The organism is Sorangium sp. So ce385 (genome assembly GCF_051474135.1).
GTDB classification, from domain to species: Bacteria; Myxococcota_A; Polyangia; order Polyangiales; family Polyangiaceae; genus Sorangium; species Sorangium cellulosum_D.
Window position 1 is genome coordinate 4,171,729 of sequence record NZ_CP150337.1, and the last position, 18,572, is coordinate 4,190,300.

The 18,572-nt window shown below is 71.3% G+C and carries 9 protein-coding genes and 1 pseudogene; 4 read left to right on the plus strand and 6 right to left on the minus strand.

The genetic code is table 11. The annotated features are described in order from the left end of the window. Positions 1–183: 183 nt before the first annotated feature. Positions 184–1,845: a ribonuclease J gene (locus tag WME83_RS15515; protein ID WP_437320056.1), complete on the minus strand. Its 1,662-nt coding sequence runs from the start codon at positions 1,843–1,845 to the stop codon at positions 184–186. A gap of 144 nt (positions 1,846–1,989) precedes the next feature. Here WME83_RS15515 and WME83_RS15520 point away from each other — a divergent pair, with 144 nt between their 5' ends. After that, positions 1,990–2,532, plus strand: coding sequence for an SPW repeat domain-containing protein (locus WME83_RS15520; protein ID WP_437320057.1), 543 nt, complete (start codon positions 1,990–1,992; stop codon positions 2,530–2,532). A gap of 226 nt (positions 2,533–2,758) precedes the next feature. Further along, positions 2,759–7,753, plus strand: a complete 4,995-nt coding sequence (locus WME83_RS15525) for an AAA family ATPase (protein WP_437320058.1) — start codon at positions 2,759–2,761, stop codon at positions 7,751–7,753. Between the two features lie 93 nt (positions 7,754–7,846). Here the strand turns inward: WME83_RS15525 and WME83_RS15530 are convergent, their stop codons facing one another. Then, positions 7,847–10,642, minus strand: coding sequence for a beta-propeller fold lactonase family protein (locus WME83_RS15530; protein WP_437320059.1), 2,796 nt, complete (start codon positions 10,640–10,642; stop codon positions 7,847–7,849). A 593-nt stretch (positions 10,643–11,235) separates the two neighbouring features. Here WME83_RS15530 and WME83_RS15535 point away from each other — a divergent pair. Continuing rightward, entirely contained in the window at positions 11,236–11,613 is a 378-nt protein-coding gene (locus tag WME83_RS15535; protein ID WP_437320060.1) for a hypothetical protein, read from the plus strand. 17 nt (positions 11,614–11,630) lie between these two features. Beyond that, entirely contained in the window at positions 11,631–14,081 is a 2,451-nt protein-coding gene (locus tag WME83_RS15540) for a SpoIIE family protein phosphatase (RefSeq protein ID WP_437320061.1), read from the plus strand. Here the strand turns inward: WME83_RS15540 and WME83_RS15545 are convergent. The 4 genes and pseudogenes from WME83_RS15545 to WME83_RS15560 form a co-directional block, all read right to left on the minus strand. Further along, on the minus strand, positions 14,044–14,904 hold the full coding sequence (locus WME83_RS15545; protein ID WP_437320062.1) for a cytosine permease: 861 nt from the start codon (positions 14,902–14,904) through the stop codon (positions 14,044–14,046). The two genes, WME83_RS15540 and WME83_RS15545, sit on opposite strands and share 38 nt — an antisense overlap. A 34-nt stretch (positions 14,905–14,938) precedes the next feature. Further along, positions 14,939–15,136, minus strand: a pseudogene (locus tag WME83_RS15550) (S-methyl thiohydantoin desulfurase domain-containing protein); the annotation flags it as partial. 110 nt (positions 15,137–15,246) lie between these two features. After that, positions 15,247–16,788 (minus strand): hydantoinase/oxoprolinase N-terminal domain-containing protein, encoded by a 1,542-nt coding sequence (locus tag WME83_RS15555; protein ID WP_437320063.1) that lies wholly within the window; start codon positions 16,786–16,788, stop codon positions 15,247–15,249. A 31-nt stretch (positions 16,789–16,819) separates the two neighbouring features. Then, positions 16,820–18,541 carry a hydantoinase B/oxoprolinase family protein gene (locus tag WME83_RS15560; RefSeq protein ID WP_437320064.1) on the minus strand — a complete coding sequence of 574 codons (1,722 nt, stop codon included), beginning with the start codon at positions 18,539–18,541 and terminating at the stop codon, positions 16,820–16,822. Positions 18,542–18,572: the final 31 nt, after the last annotated feature.

The following is an 18,572-nucleotide window of genomic DNA, read 5'->3' on the forward strand; positions in this document are numbered from 1 at the left end:
CACGGCAGAGCAAAGGGGCTCCGCCGGTCCCTGCACCGTAATCACTCGTTGCGCTCAGGAAAGGGCCCAGCGTGAGGAGGCGGGAAATGGGCGCGTCAGCGCGCGGCGCGGCGCCTGAGGCCCCCGGGTCGCCGCCGGACGCCGCCCGCGCCGCGCGCCGCGCGCGGCGGCGACCGCGGCGCCTCACAGGAGCACGGCCAGGGGGAGCACGGCGGGGCGGCGCGAGGCTTCGCGCCGGAACACCCGCCGCACGCCGCGGCTGAGCGCGTCCTCCAGCGCCGGCGCCAGCGTGCGCGCCGCCGGCGACAGCGCCGCGAGGGCGTCGCGCGCGCTCTCGAGCGCGGCCGCGAACAGCGGGCCGCCCTCCTCGAAGTGCGCCACCCCGCGCCCCAGGAGCTCGGGGCCGCGCAGGACCTCGCCCGTCTTGCGGTCGGCCACGACCAGCACCATCACGAGCCCCTGATCCGAGATCTGCTCGCGCTCGCGCAGCACTATCTCGGAGACGTCGAGCCCGCCGCGCGCGTCGAGCCACACGCGCCCGCTCTTCACCGCGTCCCCGAGCCGCATCCGGCCGTTCTCGATGACCAGCGACTCGCCGTCCTCGACCACGAAGACCCCCGACGCCGGCACGCCCATCCGGAGCGCCGTGCGCGCGTGGGCGAGCAGCATCCGGTACTCGCCGTGGATCGGGACGAAGTGCTCCGGCCGGACCGCGTCGAGGAGCACCTTCTGCTCCTCCGCCTGGGCGTGGCCGCTCGCATGGATCGGGTCGAGGCCGCGATCGAGCACCACGGCGCCGCGCCTCGCCAGGCGGTTGGCGAGCTGGCTGACGGCGATCTCGTTGCCGGGGATGGCGCGGGACGAGAAGATCACCGTGTCGCCCGGGTCGACCCGCAGCCGGTGGTGATCGCCGACGGCCATGCGCGCGAGCGCGCTGTTCGGCTCGCCCTGCGCGCCCGAGGCGAGCACGATGAGGCGCTCGCGCGGGAGCGTGGCCGCGGTGGCGTCGTCGACGAGCACGCCGGGGGGGACGGTCAGGATGCCGATCTCCTCGGCGATCCGCGTGTTGGTCGCGAGGCTGCGCCCGGCGAGCACGACCTTGCGGCCGAGCTGGGCGGCGAGGTCGAGGACGCTCTGGACCCGGTGGACGTTGGAGGCGAACAGGGCGACCAGGATGCGGCCCTTCGCCTCGCGAAACGGCCGGAGGAACCCCTCGGCCACGGCGGTCTCGCTCACCGACCAGCCGTCGCGCTCGGAGTTGGTGGAGTCGGACAGGAGGGCCGCCACGCCGGCGCGGCCGTACTCGGCGAAGCGGCCGAGATCGAGCCGCTCGCCGCCCACGGGGGTGAGATCGATCTTGTAGTCGCCGGTGTGGATGAGGATGCCCTCGCCCGTCTCGATCGCGAAGCCGACCGCGTCGGGGATGGAGTGGGTCACGCGCAGGGGCTCGGCGCGGAACGGGCCCGCCGTGAAGTGCTGCTGGGGCTCGACCTCGCGGAGCGGCACGTCGATGCCGTGCTCGACGAGGCGCTCGCGCACGAGCCGGAGGGTGAAGCGCGTCCCGTACACGGGGACCGGGAACTCGCGAAGCAGCGACGGCAGCCCGCCGATGTGATCCTCGTGGCCGTGCGTCACGATCACCGCGTCGACCCCGCCCGCCTCGCGCACGTAGCTGAGGTCGGGGATCGCCACCTCGACGCCGAGCACCTGGTCGTTGGGGAACATGACGCCGCAGTCGACGAGCACGCGGCGGCCTTCCTCCTCGATCAGCATCGCATTCATCCCGACCTCACCGAGGCCGCCGAGAGGAATGATCCGGACTCCCATGGCCGCGCAGCCTAGCATCGCTCATCCCCGGAGAGCCGGCTCGCCTGCTGAACCGGCTCGATCGCTGAACAGCCTCGCCCGCTGAACCGGCTCGATCGCTGAATACGTGTGTGCGCTTGTGCTCCGGTCTGCGGATTGCCTCTCCCGTCACGGGAGGTATCCATGGCACAATCCAACGTTTCTCTGGGCGCGGACGACCTGCCGGCGACCCGCCTGCCGCCGGACGACCGGACCACCGCAGAGCTCGAACGACCGGGCCTGATCGCGCGGGAGACGCAGCTGAAGGCGACGATTCCCTCGAGGCCGCTCCTCGGCGTCCTGCCCCTCGCGCGCGTCGTCCCCCAGGACGTCCACTCCGTCATCGATTACTCGAATGGCATCATCGTCGCCCTCGCCGGCCTGTCCGCGCAGAAGCCGTCGGCGAAGATCGCCGGCGTGATCCTCGGCGCGTCGGTCGTGTCCGTCTCCCTGCTCACCGACTATCGCCTGAGCCTGGCGAAGCTGATCCCGATCGAGGTGCACGAGGCCATCGACCACGCGTGGGGCGCGTCCGCGATCGCGGCGCCGTTCGTGCTCGGCTACGCGAAGCGCTCGCCGCTCGCCGCGCTCATCCACGCCGCCACGGGCGCGGCCACCATCCTCGGATCGCTGCTCACCGACTACCGCGCGGCGCGGGGCGTCGGCCGCCGGGCGCGCATCGCGTAGCCGCGCGCGCGCGCCGTCCGGCCGGCCGGCCGGCGTCGAGCCTTCCGAGGTGCTCACTCGCCCCGCGCCGAGACCCACCGTTCTCCGGCTCACCCACGCTCCGTGAGCTGCGGTATCGCGCCGCTCGGACTCGCGCTCACCGCACCACGGCGCACATCACCCGCCCTGCCGCAGCGAGCTTAAGCGCTTGCCACGGGCGTTCTGCCCATGCAACCATCGACAAACCATGCGCAAGACCAGGATCGAAGATCTGCCCTTCACACTGGTTGAGCAGATGTACGACACCGCGGATACCGTAATCTACCGCGCGAAGCGCGACGCCGACGGTACCCCGGTGGCGATCAAGGTGCTGAAGGGTGAGCACCCCGGCCAGCGGCATGTCGCGCAGCTCCGGCATGAGCTCGAGATCTCGCGTCACCTCAACATCGATAGCGTCGTTCGCGCCCATCGGCTGGAGAGCATCCCGGGCGGGGCGGCGCTCGTGATGGAGTACTTCCCGGGGGTGACGCTCGACAAGCTCGCCCGGTCGGCGCCGCTCGACCTCAAGACCAAGCTGCGTATCGCCTCGTCGCTGGCCGGCACGCTGGCCGCGGTGCATGGAAAGCACGTCATCCACAAGGACGTCAAGCCGCAGAACATCCTGGTCAACCCGGAGACGTGGCAGGTCAAGCTGACGGACCTCGGCAGCTCGACGCGGCTCTCGGAGGAGACGCTGGCCGCGGAGCGCCCGGACCTGCTCGAGGGGACGCTGGCCTACATGTCGCCGGAGCAGACCGGCCGAATGAACCGCGTCATCGATTACCGGACTGACCTCTACTCGCTGGGAGTGACGCTGTACGAGCTCTTCGCCGGCGTGCTCCCCTTCCAGGCGGCCGATCCGGTCGACCTCATGCACAGCCACATCGCGCGGGTCGCGACGCCGCTGTGCGAGCGCTCGCCGGAGATCCCGAGGGCCGTGTCCGACATCGTGCAGAAGCTGATGTCCAAGGTCGCCGAGGAGCGGTACCAGAGCGGGACCGGGCTCAAGGCCGATCTGGACGCGTGCCTCTCGGCGCTCGAGGCGACCGGCCGTATCGAGCCGTTCGAGCTTGGATCGCGCGATGTCGCGAGCGAGCTCAGGCTGCCGCAGAGGCTCTACGGGCGCGACGCGCAGATGGCCGAGCTGCTCGCGGCCTTCGAGCGGGCGCGCGGGGGCCGGTGCGAGCTGCTGCTCATCGCGGGCGGCGCCGGGATCGGGAAATCGGCGCTCGTGAACGAGCTCCAGAAGGAGGTCGCGCAGCGGCGCGGGCACTTCATCGAGGGGAAGTTCGATCAGCTGAGCCGGAACATGCCGCACGCGCCCGTGGCGGGCGCGCTGCGCCAGCGCGTCCGGCAGCTTTTGACCGAGCCGGCCGAGTCGCTCGAGCAATGGAAGGACAAGCTCCTCGCGGCCGCGGGGAAGAACGCGCAGATCCTCGTGGAGCTCATCCCGGAGCTCGAGCTCGTCATCGGCCCGCAGCCCGCGGTGGCCGAGCTCGGGCCGAACGAGGCGCAGAACCGCTTCAACCTGGTGTTCCAGGACTTCTTGCGCGTCATCACGTCGGCGGAGCACCCGGTGGTGCTCTTCCTCGACGACCTCCAGTGGGCCGACCCGGCCTCGCTGAAGCTCTTGCACGTCGTCCTGACCGATCCGGGCGGGGCCTACCTGCTGATCATCGGCGCCTACCGCGACCAGGAGGCGATCGCGGGACAGCCGCTCATGACCTGGCTCGGCGAGCTCAAGGCGGCGGGCGTCCCGCGGCGCGAGCTCCTGCTCCCGCCGCTCTCGCGCGCGGACGTGCAACAGCTCGTCGCGGACGCGCTGGGCGCGCGCCCGGAGCAGGTGCAGGCGCTCGCGGAGGTGCTGTATGCGACGAGCAAGGGCAATCCGTTCTTCCTGAGCCAGCTGCTCAAGGAGCTGGTCGCGGCGGGGCTCGTGTCCTTCGACCCGGGCGCCGGGCGGTGGACGTGGGACCTCGAGCCGATCCGGCAGCGCTGGGGCGCCGTGAGCGTGCACGATCTGCTCATCGACAAGATGCAGCGCCTCTCGCCGGCGACGCAGCTCGTGCTCCAGCTCGCCGCGTGCATCGGTCACCAGTTCGATCTGAAGACGCTGGCGACCGTGCGCGAGATGCCGCCGGCGGACGTCGCGGCCGATCTCTGGGAGGCGCTGCGCGAGGGGCTCGTGCTGCCGCTCGACTCCGATTACCGGCTGCTGCACGCGCCGGGCGGCGCGCCGGCGGAGCTGCCGCTCTCGGTGCGGTACCGGTTCCTCCACGACCGGGGGCAGCAGGCGGCCTACAGCCTGATCGAGGACGCGCGCAAGCAGGAGGTGCACCTCCGGATCGGCCGCCTCATGCGGGCGCAGCTGAGCGGGGAGTCGCGCGACGAGGATCTGTTCAAGGTCGTGAGCCACTGCAACATCGGCGCGGCGCTGATCGAGGACCGCGCGGAGCAGCTCGATCTCGCGCGGCTCAACCTCGCCGTGGGGAAGCGCGCCAAGGCGTCCATGGCGCACGCGGCCGCGTCGGAGCACTTCAGGACGGGGCTGTCGCTGCTCGGGCCGCGGGGGTGGGAGGAGGACTACGCGCTCTGCTTCGCGCTGCACCGGGAGCGGGCGGAGTCCGAGTGGCTGAGCGGCAACGAGAAGCACGCGGAGGCGTCGATCCGCGAGCTCCTCGGGCACGCGCGCTCGCGCCTCGAGCGCGCGGAGGTCTATAACCTCCGGATCCTCGTGCACACGATGCGCGGGGAGTTCGAGGACGTGCTGCGGGTCGGCCGCGAGGGCGTGGCGCTCTTCGGGATCGAGCTGCCGGAGCCGCTCGAGGCGATCCAGGCGGCGTTCGGGGCCGCGCTCGCGGAGGTGCCGGTCCGCCTGGCCGGCCGCCGGGTCGAGGAGCTCGCGGACGCGCCGTGGGTCGGCGACGAGGAGCAGCTGGCCGCGCTGCGGCTCCTGGCGGCGATGATCCCGGGGGCGTACACGCTCAACCCCGCGCTGCTCGCGCTCATCGCGGCGACCCAGGTCAACCTCTCGCTGAGGTACGGCAACTCGCCCGCGGCGGCGTGCGCGTACGGCCTCTACTGCCTGCTGCTCGCCGGGGGGATGGGGCGGCCCGAGGAGGCGCGGCGGTTCCAGGGCGTCTCGCTTTCTCTCTGCGAGCGGCCCGCGGGGGTGGAGCTCCAGTGCAAGGCGTACGTCGTGTGCGGCGCGCCTTCCCACCTCTTCGAGCCGGTCCGCGCCTCGGTCGCGTGCCTCGCCAAGGCGTACGAGGCCGGGCTGAGCTCGGGCGACTTCAGCTTCGGGGCGTACGCCTGCCTGAACATCGCGACGATCCTGCTCTGCTCGGGCCACGAGCTCGGCGCGCTCCGCGAGGATCTGACCGGGTATTTGCGGTTCCTGCAGCGGACGCAGGATCCGCTCGGCACGCCGGTCCTCGTCGTCGCGCAGCAGATGATCGCCTGCCTGGAGGGCAGGACGAACGGGCGGAGGAGCCTGAGCGACGGCGCGTTCGACGAGGCCGCGTTCCTCGCGGGGCTCGCGCCCGCGCAGGAGCTGCCGAGGTGCTGGTACTTCGTGAACATGCTCGTGCTCGCGGTGCTGTACGGCGACCCCGAGGGCGCGCTCCTGATGGCGGCGCGCGCCGAGAAGCACAGCGGGAGCGCGATGGGCCTGTTCCTCGCGAACGACATCCCCTTCTACCTGAGCCTCGCGCTGCTCGCGCTGTGCGCGACGGCGACGGCGGAGGAGCGGGAGCGGCACCTCGCGGCCGTCGCCGAGCACCGGGCGAAGCTGGCGGGCTGGGCGCGGCACGCGCCGGAGAACTACGCGCACAAGGAGCGGCTGATCGGGGCGGAGGTGGCGCGCGTCCTCGGCGAGGACGCGGAGGCGGCGGAGCTCTACGATCAGGCGATCGAGGGCGCGCGGCAGGGCCAGTTCACGCACCAGGAGGCGCTCGCGCACGAGCTGTGCGCGCGGTTCTACCTGCGGCGGGGCCGGGAGCGGATCGCGCGGTGGCACATGGCCGACGCGTACCGGGCGTACCTCCGGTGGGGGGCGACCGCGAAGGCGGAGCACCTCGCGAAGGAGCACGAGCAGCTGCTCGACCTCTCGTCCCTCGGCGACGCGCAGCCGACCCGGGTCGTCGGCACGACGGTGACGCGCCGGGGGAGCACCGAGTCGTTCGACGTCGCGACGGTCGTGAAGGCCATGCAGGCGGTCGCGGGCGAGAACGTGCTCGATCGGCTGCTCGACCGGCTGATGCGGAGCGTGGTCGCGAACGCGGGGGCGCAGCGGGGCGCGCTGATCCTGGAGCGCGACGGGAAGCTCGTGATCGTGGCGTCGATGCGCGTCGATCCCGACGTGGTGGAGACGGGGCTGTCGATCCCGGCGCTCGACGGCAGGGAGGTCGCGGCGAGCGTCGTCCAGCTCGTCGCGAGGACGCGGGAGCCGGTCGTGGTGAACGACGCGCGGCACGACAGCCGCTTCGCGGCGGATCCGTACGTCGCGGAGCGGAGGCCTCGCTCGATCCTGTGCCTCTCGATGACGCACCAGGGGCGCTCGGCGGGGCTCCTGTACCTGGAGAACAACGTGGTGCAGCGGGCGTTCACGCCCGGCAGGGTCGAGGTCTGCGGGCTCCTCGCGTCGCAGGCGGCCATCGCGCTGGAGAACGCGCTGCTCATCGCGAGCATCCGCGCGGGCACCGAGGCGCTGCAGCGCTCGAACGAGCAGCTGCAGCGGGAGCTCGAGCTGCGCGCCGCGTCCGAGGCGGAGCGGGCGCTCCTGCAGCAGGAGATGATGCGCCGGCAGACGCCGATCATCCCCATCACGGACGACGTGCTGGTCATGCCGATCGTCGGGGCGATGGACGGGGAGCGCGCGCAGCAGGTGCTCGAGACGGCGCTGACCGGGTTCCACTCGCGGCAGGCCAAGGCGGTGATCCTGGACATCACCGGCGTGGCGCAGGTCGACGCCACGGTGGCGGACGCGCTGATCAAGACGGCCAAGGCGCTGCAGCTCCTCGGGGCGAAGACGGTGCTGTCCGGGGTGCGGCCCGAGGTGGCGCGCGCGCTCATCGAGCAGAACGTCTTCCTGGGATCGATCGTGACGATGGGGACGCTGCAGAGCAGCATCGCGTATGCGCTGGGCCCGAACGGGCTCTCGGGCTCGCCCGGGCGTCGGCCAGGGGCGCCGCGGCAGGCGTGATCGCGCGGCGCCGCCGCGCGCGGTCCGCCTAGGTGGCGCGGGCGGCGCCGCCGCGCGCGCACACGGGGCGCGCGCAGCGGCGTCGGGGGAGGGTCAGGGCGTGCTGTTCGGATCGGCGGGGTCGCTGCCGGCGTCGCGCTCGTCCCCGTCGAGGAAGCCGTCGCTGTCGCGATCGATGCCGGCGCGCGCGCCCGAGCCGGGCGGCGTGCACGTGTACGTCAGATCGTGGTGCGTCTGGGTGGACAGCAGGCGGAGCACCGCGTCGCTGATGGGCGGGAGGACCTGCCGGTCGGTGAGGAAGTGGCCGTTGCCCACGTAGAGGAACCCGACCTCGTGCAGGAACCCCTGGGTCTTCGCCACGAGATCGCACTCCCCGACGTCGGCGCGATCCATGAGCAGGTCGATGCGCGGCCCGGCCACCGCGCTGTTGTTGTGATTGAGCGTCACCTGCTGGCCGACGATCGGCGCCATGTTGCTCTCGATGGCGAGCACATAGGCCTCGAGCTGCCGGCGCAGCACGTCGCCCGCCGGGGTGAAGGGGATGGCGTCGGGGTTGTTCGGGAACTGGTTGGAGAACCCGATCGCGGAGAAGAACCGGTACATCGTGTCGACGGTGCCGTTGTTCAGGATGCCGAACCCGCGGATCTGGTCCCCCACGTGCTGGTTGTCGCGCGGCAGGAAGACGAAGGGGATATCCGCGAGGCCGAAGGCGCCGACCTTGGTGTACACGTTGCGGAGCTGCGGTATCTTGAAGAGCTGCGTCTGGAAGTCGAAGACGGAGGCGCCGCTCGTCCCGAAGAAGCCGGGGAAGTCGTCGCCCGGGTTGGCGTCCGGGTCGACGACGTGGCAGCCGCCGCAGCTCGCGATCGAGTTGACCACGGGGCCGTTGTAGAAGTCCTTCCCTGCCTGCTGATCGGGCGTGAGCGAGTTGTCCAGGTTCCTGATCGGGTTGGGCGGGTAGGTGACCTGGAGCATGAAGTCGGTGAACGCCTCCATGTCCGCGGCGGGGAGGGGCCCGCTGCGCCCGAGCAGGTCGGCGAACGCCACCTGGAACTGCCGGAAGGCCTCCCGCTCGTCGAACGCCCCGTCGTCCGGCTGCGCGGACGGCTCGAGATTGCCCCCGGTGCGGTCGCCGCGCCAGTGCATCGGCCCGTGGTTGGCGAGGCCGCGCAGGCTCTGCGTCATCATCGGCCCCTTCATCGGGTGGAAGATCGGGTCGGTGATCTCCTGGTTGAAGATGACGTCATAGAGGCCGAACGGGAACGGGCCCGGGTCCGGCACGACGGGGGCGTCGGGGTTGCCGAGGTTCCAGGCCAGGTCGTCGAGATCGCCGAAGACGTGGCAGCTCGCGCAGGCCGAGTCGCCGTGGCTCGACGTGAGCGAGGCGTCATAGAGGAAGCGGCGGCCGTTCACGATGCTGGCCGGCTCGGGGTTATGCATCGGGACGTGTCCCACCTCGGTCTTCGATGTGGTGTTGATGATCGAGATGGAGTTGTCGAAGCGGGTCAGCACGTAGAGGCGATTCCTGCTCTCGTCGAGCACGAGGCCGGTCGGCCCGCCGCCGCTCACCGGGATCTGGTTCGCGGTGCTCGGCACGAACGTGTCGTTCTCGAGCGCGGCGGTGCTGAAGACGCCGATCTTGCTCGACCCGAGCGCGGCGACGTACAGCGTCGCGCCGTTGCTGGTCACGGCCATCTCCTGCGGGAAGGCGAGGCTCTTCGCGTTCTCGGCGTTGGGGACCGGGGCGCAGCAGGTGCTGTAGTCGATGTGCTTGTTGAGGTGCCGCGGCGCGACGCTCCCCGGGCTGAGGACGGTGATCCGGCTCTCGTGCAGGTGGCCGCGCGTGGTCTCGCCGGCGAAGAGGCCGGGGCCCTCGAAGTTCTGCTGGCTGAAGGCCTCGGTGTTGGCGACGTAGACCTTCCCGTTCACCGGGTTGACGGCCATGTTGAAGAGGATCGTCCCGACCCCGGAGAAGAAGCCCTGCGCTCCGCTGATCCACGCCGGGGGGTTCGCCGTGGCGTCGATGACGAAGACGTCCTTGTCGGGCAGCGAGAACCTCATCTGGTCGTCCCAGAGATTGCCCCGCTCGTCGTACCAGTGGCCGCCGTCGTATTTCACGATGACGGCGACCTCCGGCGCCGGCGCGCCCTCGAAGTTGGTGCTGGGCCCGGGCGCGCCGTTCGGCCCGAAGCCGTCGGGGACCAGCGCCTCGTTGACGGTGGCGGTGCGGTTGCCGGAGTGGAACGCCGCGGCGTACACGCGGGTGCCGTCCGGGGTCACGGCGAGGGCGCGCGGCGTGTCGCTGAAGAGGGTGATGATGTTGAGCGGATTACCCCCGAGCGACTGGCCGAGCTGGTTTGCGTCGAAGACCCACACGTCGGCGCGGCCGACGCCAGGCGTCGTGAACTGGGGGTCGTAGGGGACGTTCTGGCCGCGGTGCGCCGTCGTGATGAAGGCGCGGTTTCGCCCGGGACCGGCGAACACGATGTCGCGCGGCTCGTCGCCGACGAGGAGCGTGCGCACGACGCGCCCGGTTTGCCCGCCGAGGCCCAGCTGGACGACGCTCACGCTGTCCGACAGGTGGTTGACGACCCAGACCTCGTTATTGCTGCGGGCGGCCACGGCCACCGGCTCCAGCCCGACCGATATCGACGTGCGGTGCTCCAGGCCACCGCTGCCGATGCGGAACACCTCGAGGCGGTTGTCCGGCGTGTTGACGGCGAAGAGCAGCTTCCCGTCGGGTGAGATGGCCAGCGGGCGGACCTGGCCGCTCTCGAAGGCGGTGAACGACGGCGCGGCGAGCGCCGGGGCCCCGGAGAGCGATACTGCAGTCAGGGATGCGACGAGAGCGCCTAGCGTCGCCCACCGTGAACCGGGCAATCGAGTCATGGATGCCTCCGTGGTGTCGAGTGGCTCCCCAGCCACACAACGACAATCCAAGACTGTAAGACAAGATCGAATGATTGTTCAAGCATGCAACGAAGCTCGGTGCGATTTTTTGCAAATGGGGGATCTCTCGTCCTCTCGTTCTCTGGTCCTGCCGCCTTATCGCTGATCTTGCGTCTCTGTCGCTGATGTAGGCGTCGATGGCTGCGGCGCGCCGGACGACGCGTCATCGCAGCTGGACGCGCGTGCGACGCGGGAGGCGAGGCGGCGTGATCGCTCGGCTACGTGAGTTACGTGAGTCACGTGAGTCGCGCTCAGCGCCGGTGGACCGCGTCGCGTCGCCGGTGCCGGCGGGGATCGCGGCCTCGGGGGAGCCGGGGGGACGGGCTCGGCTGTGATGAGGAGCACGAATGGCGCGCGCGGGTCGTGCGCGGGTCGTCGTGCTACGAACGGCTGCGCGCGCAGGAGGGGATTGGATCCAGCGCGAGGACGCTGTAGGATGGAGGGCTCGTGTCGACCACCGGACCAGCGCTGGCTGTAGCGCCGAGGAAGGCGATCTGGCGGGCACGGCGCGCCGGTCGAGGGATGGAGGAGCTATGAGGAGCTTGCGCGTGGGCCCTCTCGTTGCCGACGGCTTCGGGATCGAGCCGGCGCTGAGGGACGACACCCTCAGCGTCAAGCTCACCGGCAGGGGGGACATGGCGGCTGCCGCGCCGCTCAGCAGGTACGTCAAGGCCCTGGAGGGCGAGGTGGCGCGCCTCTCGGTGAGCACGCTCGAGCTCGACGTGCGCGGGCTGGGCTTCATGAGCTCGAGCTGCCTCAAGGCGTTCGTCAGCCTCATCTGCAGCCTCGTCGGCCACGGCATGAAATGCAGGATACGGTTCGTGACGGACGCGCAGCTCGCGTGGCAGCGCCGGAGCCTCAGGCCCCTGGATCGCATGTGCCCGGAGCTCGTCTCGATCGCCGACGCATGAGCCGAGGGCCCGAGGCCATGACGAGGAAGCGACGGACGATCGCGTTTCTGATCGACAATGTCGTCGGCGACTATCAGTCGGAGCTGCGCGCCGGGGTCGAGCGCGCGGCCGAGGCGCACGACGTCAACCTGCTGACGGCGTTCGGCGACCCGTCGAGCGCCCTCCGGCCGGACGAGACGGACCGGAGCACCTTCTATCACCTCATCGGTCCGGACACGGCCGACGGTGTCATCGTCGCCTCGTCGACGCTCTCCCGCTACGGCGGCGTCGACGTCATGCGGGCGTTCTGCCGGTCCTTCGCGCCGCTGCCGGTGTGCAGCATCGGGACGGCGATCGATGGAGTCCCGAGCCTCATGGTCGACAACGCCCTCGGGAGCGAGATCTCGGTCGCGCATTTGGCCGACGAGCACGGGCGCCGGCGCATCGCGTATATCGGCGGGCCGCTGAGCAGCGAGGAGGCGCAGCTGCGCGCCGGCGGGTACCGGAGGGCGCTCGCGGCGCGGGCGCTCCCTTGCGACGAGCGCCTCGTGGCGGTCGGCGCGTTCACGATACCGACCGGACGCGAGGCGATGCGCGAGATCCTGGCGCGCGGGGCCGAGTTCGACGCCGTGGTGGCCGCCAACGACAGGATGGCGCTCGCGGCGATCGAGGTGCTCAAGGCGGAGGGGCTCCGCATCCCCGAGGACGTCCTCGTGTGCGGCTTCGATGACGTCGGCATTGCCCGCTTCACGAAGCCGTCGCTCACCACCGTCCATCAGCCGATCAAACGCCTCGGGGGGATGGCCGTGAGCACGATCCTCCGCCTGATCGGCGGCGAGGCCGTCCCGGCGCTGGAGCTCGCGGAGGTCGAGCTCACGCAGCGCGAGTCCTGCGGCTGCGGCTACCGCCCGGGCGACACGGTCCTCCCGCCGTCGCCGTCGGTGCAGGGCTATCCGCGCCCGGTCTCCGACCAGCGGGCGCCTCTGGAGAGCGCGCTCAGGAGGAGCGTCGCGATCCCTATCGGCGCGCTCGACGGCTGGGCGGGCGACCTGCTGACCGCGCTGGAGGAGGAGCTCGCGGGCGACCGGGGCAGCTTCCTGCGTGCGCTCCAGGCGCTCCTCGACGAGGCGAGGCGCGAGGGCGTGCTCCTCGACCAGTTCCAGGCCGTGATCTCCCTCTTGCGCGAGCGGGTCCGGCCGGCGGCCGCGGCGGCCCTGGAGCCGCTCTGGCACGCCGCGCGGATCGTGATCGGGAGCGAGTCCGTGCACGTCGAGGGCGAGCAGCGGCTCCGCGTGGAGCTCGCCGCGTTCGACGTGATCTACGGCGCACGGGGGTTCGCCGCGTGCTTGAGCCTGCCGGTCCTCAAGGGCCTGCTGGCGTCGGAGCTGCCGCGGATGCAGCTCTCGCACGTGGCGGTGTCGCTCTACGACGACGCCCAGCGCGCCTCGCTGAGGCCGCTGTTCCTGATGCATCATGGCCGCGAGGTGGAGGCGCCGCCCGTGAGCTTCCCGGCGCGCCGCCTCGCGCCGCCGGGGTTCCTCGGCGGCGCGGAGCGCAGCAGCAGGGTCGTGCTCCCGGTCGCGTTCGGCGACGTGGAGACGTTCGGCGTCGCGGTGCTCGACAGCCGCGCCAGCGCCATGAGCTACGACGTCCTGCGGCTCCAGCTCGGCTCCGCGGTCAAGGCCGCGGCGCTGCACCGGGAGGTCGTGCGGGAGGTGGAGCTGCGCGAGCGCCTGGAGCAGGAGCGCGTGCGCCAGGAGAGCCAGGTCGCGGCGCGCATCCAGACCGCGCTGGTGCCGAAGCAGCTCTCGATCGAGGGGCTCGAGCTCTGCGCGGTGATGCAGCCGGCGGCCGAGGTCGGCGGCGACTACTACGACGTGTTCGCGACGCCCGGCGGCGGTTGGCTCGGGATCGGCGACGTGGCCGGGCACGGGCTCGCGGCGGGCCTCATCATGCTGATGATCCAGAGCATGGTGTCGGCGCTGACGAGCAACGACCCGAGCGCGAGCCCCGCGAGGGTCGTCGTCGCGCTCAACAAGGCGATCTACAAGAACGTCCGCGGACGCCTGGACCGCGACGAGCATGCGACGCTCCTCCTGCTCCGGTACGAGCGCAGCGGGCGCGTGACGTTCGCCGGCGCGCACGACGACATGATCGTGTGTTCGGCGCGCACCCGGCGCTGCACGTGTATCGCGAGCTCCGGGGTCTGGATCGGTGCGCTGCCCGAGATCGGGGCGATGACACGGGACGCCGAGCTCTTCCTGGAGGACGGGGACGTGCTCGTGCTCTACAGCGATGGTGTGACCGAGGCGCGCAACGCGCAGCACGAGCAGTTCGGGCTGGAGCGGCTGTGCGCCATCATCGAGGCTGTCCAGACGGCGCCCGTCGACGTGATCCGCGACCGGATCCTCGAGGCGGTCGAGGGCTGGTGCCCGAGCCCGGACGACGACATCACGATCGTCGTGGCGAGGCATCGCGCGCCCGAGTAGCGCGCCCGAGGCCAGCGAGCGCCCGGGGCCATCGAGGTCCACGTCCTGGGCTCAGCGCGACGTGGGCGAGGAAGCCGCCCAGGAGCGCGTTGATGGCCGGGATGCCGACAGGGACGAGGGTTCCCGCCGCCGCCCCGCCTGCCCAGGCGAGGAGCGGGCGAAGGCTCGGGGGTTCCACCTGCGGGGGAAACGTGCCCGTCACGAGGATCGCCGCTCCGGCGACCCCGACCTCCGTCGTCACGATGTGGACGACATTCGCGCTCTGGACGGCGTGCGCCAGGAGCACGCCGGTGAGCCCGATCGTGTACTCGCCGAGGGTCACACCGATGAGCGTCTGCTTGACCACGTCGGCCGCCGAACGGTTGTAGCGGGTCATGTCCGGGGTGATGACCGCACCCACGATGAACCCGCCGGCCACCAGGGTCGCGCCGGCCGCGACGCTCATGGGCTCTCCTTTCGGGGGCATCGCTACGAGATCGGCCAGCTCGTGCCGGGCGAGGGCGTTCCGGATGGCCCAGGCGCTCAGGGCCAGGAAGAGGGGAACCGTGATGTACGAGGTCCAGGCCATCGAGCGGAACCCGTAGATCACGATCAGCGTGACGGCGGCGCCGGTGAGGATGCAATAAGCCCACAGCGGCAGGCCCGCGCCGGCGAGCGCCGCGAGCCCCTCGGCGAAGATGGCGTTCTGGACACCGAACCACCCGACCAGGCTCACCACCGTGCACAATCCGAACAGGGAGGCGCCGTGACGCCCCAGGCCGGCCCACTGGGCGAGGACATACGTGGACAGGCCCTCTCGCTGGCCGGCGACTCCGGTGAGCACCGCGGTGATCTCCCCTCCCGATCGCGAGACAGACGCCCAGGGTGCCGGCGATGGCGGCTCTCCGCGCCGTCCGCCCGTCCATGGGGTACTCGGCGGTGTGCGCGCAGCCTCCCATGCGGATCGTGACGCCGCGGGCGATCCACTCCTTCCGGAAGTCGTCGCACGCCGTGAGGATCACCGTATCGCCGTGCTCGTCCGTGATGGCCATCGGTCCCGGGGACGCCGTGGACATGAAACGTATCGATGTAGGGATCACCGCCGCCGCCCGTGCCGAGGAAGGCGGCGCCGAGGGACAGGTCGCGCAGGTCCTTGCGCTCGAGCACGAGCCCCATGCCGGCCTCCTCACGCGCTCCGGAGATCGCCGATCGCCTTGACCCGGATCCGGGTCGCGCTCGACGGCAGGTAGGCGAGCGGCACCTCCTCGACGTCGACGAGCTGGACGCTGGCCGGGTCGGCGCCGGCGGCGGAGGCCCTCGCGATCGCCTCCGCCTGCGCCTCGGCCAGCGCGTCTTCCCGGGAGACGCGTTCCAGGCTGACGATGCGGTCCACCTCGCCGGATACCTGCGCGATGGCGGCGCCGACCGCGTTGGCGACCTCGGCGTGCCGAGGCCTGATGATCTCGGAGGTCCCCTGGAGCGGCCCGCGAATCAGCGAGGCGCCGCCGCCCACGAGGACCACCGGCATGTCTCCCGCCGCCGGCTTGGCCCGGTCGACGGCGGCCTCGACCATCTCGTGGATCCGCTCGGCCGCGCGCGCGACGAGCTCGCCTGGGAGATGCGCGACCCTCGCGCGGTCGCCGATCGCGGCGAACCCCGCGGCCACGGCGATGTCGGTGGCTGTCAACGTGTCGCCGCCGAACACCAGCGCTCGCCGAGCCAGCTCGTGGCCGACGCTCCGCGGCCCGATCCGGAGAGGGGCGTCGAGCACGCGAGTGCCGCCGCCGAGCCCGATGGAGCGCACATCGGGCATGCGGAAGTTGCAGCGCACGCCGGCCACCTTTCGCGTCATCGACGCCTCGCGCGGGAGCCCGCGGCGCAGCGCGCCCACGTCGGTGGTGGTGCCGCCGATATCGACCACGATCGCGTCCGTGAGGCCCGTGAGGAACGCGGCGCCGCGCATCGAGTTCGTGGGACCGGAGCACAGGGCGCTCACCGGAGAACGCTCCGCCCGGTCGGCGCTCATCAGGGTGCCGTCGTTCTGGGCGAGGTAGAGCGGCGCCGAGACGCCGGCCTGCGCCAGCGACTCACGGAGCGCGCGGATGGTCGTCTGCGCCAGCTCCTTGAGACATGCGTTCAGGATCGACGCGTTCTCGCGCTCGAGGAGGCCTATCCGGCCGATCTCGTGCGACAGGCTGAGCGACGCGTCCGGCAGCACCTCGCGCAGGATCGCCGCGGCTTCGAGCTCGGCCTCGGGGTTGACCGGTGAGAAGACGCTCGTGATCGCGACGGAGCGGACGCCCCTTCGGCCGATCTCCCGGGCGACGCGGCGCAGCTCGTCGGCGTCGACGGACGACAGCCTGCGACCATCGAACTCGTGGCCTCCATGGACGAGAAAGCCGTGGTCGCCGAGCTCGCTCCGCAGATCGAGAGGCCAGTCCACCATGGGCGGCAGGGCCGCGGTCGCCGGCAGCCCGAGCCGCACCGCCGCGACCTCCTGCAGCCGGCGGCGCTCGACGAGCGCGTTCGTGAAGTGGGTGGTGCCGACCATGACGCCGCGGATCTGGCCGACCGGTACCCGCGCTCGCGCCAGCAGGCGCGTCACGGCGTCGAGGACACCGCAGCTCACCTCGGTCGTGGTCGGCGCCTTGACCTTCGCCACGACCTCGCTGCCGTCCATCATGACAGCGTCGGTGTTGGTCCCGCCGACGTCGATGCCCATGCGCATGAGCGGTCACCTCCGCAGGCCGCCGTGAGGCTCATCCCTCCTCGGAGGGGAGGGCCCTTGTTGCTGGCTCATGCGCGGGGTCGAGGCCGTAATCGCGCCGGGCCTGCTCCTCGGTGATGTAGCCGCAGCGCAGATCCTCGAGCACGCGCTCGCGGCTCCGCCGCGCCGGATCGCCGTACCCGCCGCCGGTGCCCGTGTGCAGCCGGCAGAGCTCACCCCGCTTGAGGAGGTGGCGGGCGCACTTGCCCAGCGCGGTCCGACTGCCGTCCTCATGTACGAGCTCCAGGTAGTTGGGCGAGCCTTGCTGGCCGCCGTTCAAGCCCCATGGAGGGAATCGATGCCGACCGAAGGTCGCGGTCACCTTGGCCCACGCCGACGTGATGCGGTAGTCGCGCACGAGGCCTCGCCCGCCGCGTCGCTCGCCGGCCCCGCCGTCCACGATATCCAGCGCAACCTGCTCGACGCGGAGCCCGTAGCGGGCCTCGCAGATCTCGACGGGGATCATGTAGGTCTCTCCGTCGCCGGCGCAGACGAGGCCGTTCTCGCCGTCCTTATCCGCGCCCGCCCCCCAGCCGCCCGCCTGCGGCTCGACGAGGAGGTAGGGGGTGCCGTCGTCGGGGTGAATGCCATGGATGATCGTCCCGCAGACGGAGAGGAAGTGTCCGGCGGTCAGGCGGCGCGGGGCGAGGTGCGCCAGGGCTTTCCAGACGAGATCCGTCGCGTACTGCATGGTCTCCCAGTAGGTGGAGACCGGGGCCGGCCTGTCGGCCGTGAAGATCGTCCCCGGAGGGCACACGACCCGGACCGGCCGGAATACGCCTTCATTGGTCGGGAGCTGCGGATCGGTGAGCGCCTTCCAGGCCTGGCGTACCGCGGAATGCAGGCCGGTGCGGCCGCAGTTGATCGGCCCCGGCACCTGCGCGCTCGTCCCTGTGAAGTCGCAGAGGAAGCTATCGTCGATCGTCACCGTCACCCGCACCTCGAACGGGCCGTTCCCGACGCCGTCGTCGTCGATGAAGTCGGTCGCCTCGTACGACCCGCGGGGGAGCCTCTCCAGCTCCAAGCGAGCCCTGCGCTCCCCCTCGTCGAGGAGCTCCTGCATGGCGTGGAGGACGGTCGCCTTGCCGAACTTGCGGAGGATGCGGTGCAGCGCGCGCTCACCTACGCGCAGCGCGCCCACGCAGGCGTGCAGGTCGCCGAGCGTCGCGTCGGGCGTGCGTACGTTGGCCCGGATGAGCTCGAGGAGCCCCTCGTCGGGCCTGCCGGCATTGAAGAGCTTGATGCCCGGGAACTGGAGCCCTTCCTGGAACACATCGGTCGCGTCCGTGGTCCAGGAGCCCGGATCCTTGCCGCCCACCTCGGTCCAGTGCGCCTTGTCCACGGAGAACGCGACGAGCTCGCCCTCGTGGAAGATCGGCATGATCAGCGCGACGTCGGAGAGGTGCGTGCCGCCGCCCACGTAGGGATCGTTCAGGATGACGACATCGCCGCTGGCCAGGCGCTCTTTGCCGAACTTGTCGAGGACGTGGGCCACGCCGAAGCTCAGCGCGCCGATGAAGTCGGCGACCCCGTTGCCCTGGGTGAGGAGGTCTCCGCGCGCGTCCGTGAGCCCGGCGGCGTAATCGAGTACCTCGTAGATGATGGGGCTCATGGCGGCACGCTGCAGCGCGTGGAACATGTCGTCGCCCGCGGCGATGAGCTCGTTCTTGATGATCTCGAGCGTGAAGGGATCGATCCTCGTTCTCGTGCTCATGACAGATCCATCGGCTGAGGGGTCGAGGCGC

Excerpts from the sequence above, each read along its gene's own strand:
- WME83_RS15515 (WP_437320056.1), bottom strand. The coding sequence starts at position 1,845 with ATGCTAGGCTGCGCGGCCATGGGAGTCCGGATCATTCCTCTCGGCGGC.
- WME83_RS15520 (WP_437320057.1), top strand. The coding sequence starts at position 1,990 with ATGGCACAATCCAACGTTTCTCTGGGCGCGGACGACCTGCCGGCGACC.
- WME83_RS15525 (WP_437320058.1), top strand. The coding sequence starts at position 2,759 with ATGCGCAAGACCAGGATCGAAGATCTGCCCTTCACACTGGTTGAGCAG.
- WME83_RS15530 (WP_437320059.1), bottom strand. The coding sequence starts at position 10,642 with ATGACTCGATTGCCCGGTTCACGGTGGGCGACGCTAGGCGCTCTCGTC.
- WME83_RS15535 (WP_437320060.1), top strand. The coding sequence starts at position 11,236 with ATGAGGAGCTTGCGCGTGGGCCCTCTCGTTGCCGACGGCTTCGGGATC.
- WME83_RS15540 (WP_437320061.1), top strand. The coding sequence starts at position 11,631 with ATGACGAGGAAGCGACGGACGATCGCGTTTCTGATCGACAATGTCGTC.
- WME83_RS15555 (WP_437320063.1), bottom strand. The coding sequence starts at position 16,788 with ATGCGCATGGGCATCGACGTCGGCGGGACCAACACCGACGCTGTCATG.
- WME83_RS15560 (WP_437320064.1), bottom strand. The coding sequence starts at position 18,541 with ATGAGCACGAGAACGAGGATCGATCCCTTCACGCTCGAGATCATCAAG.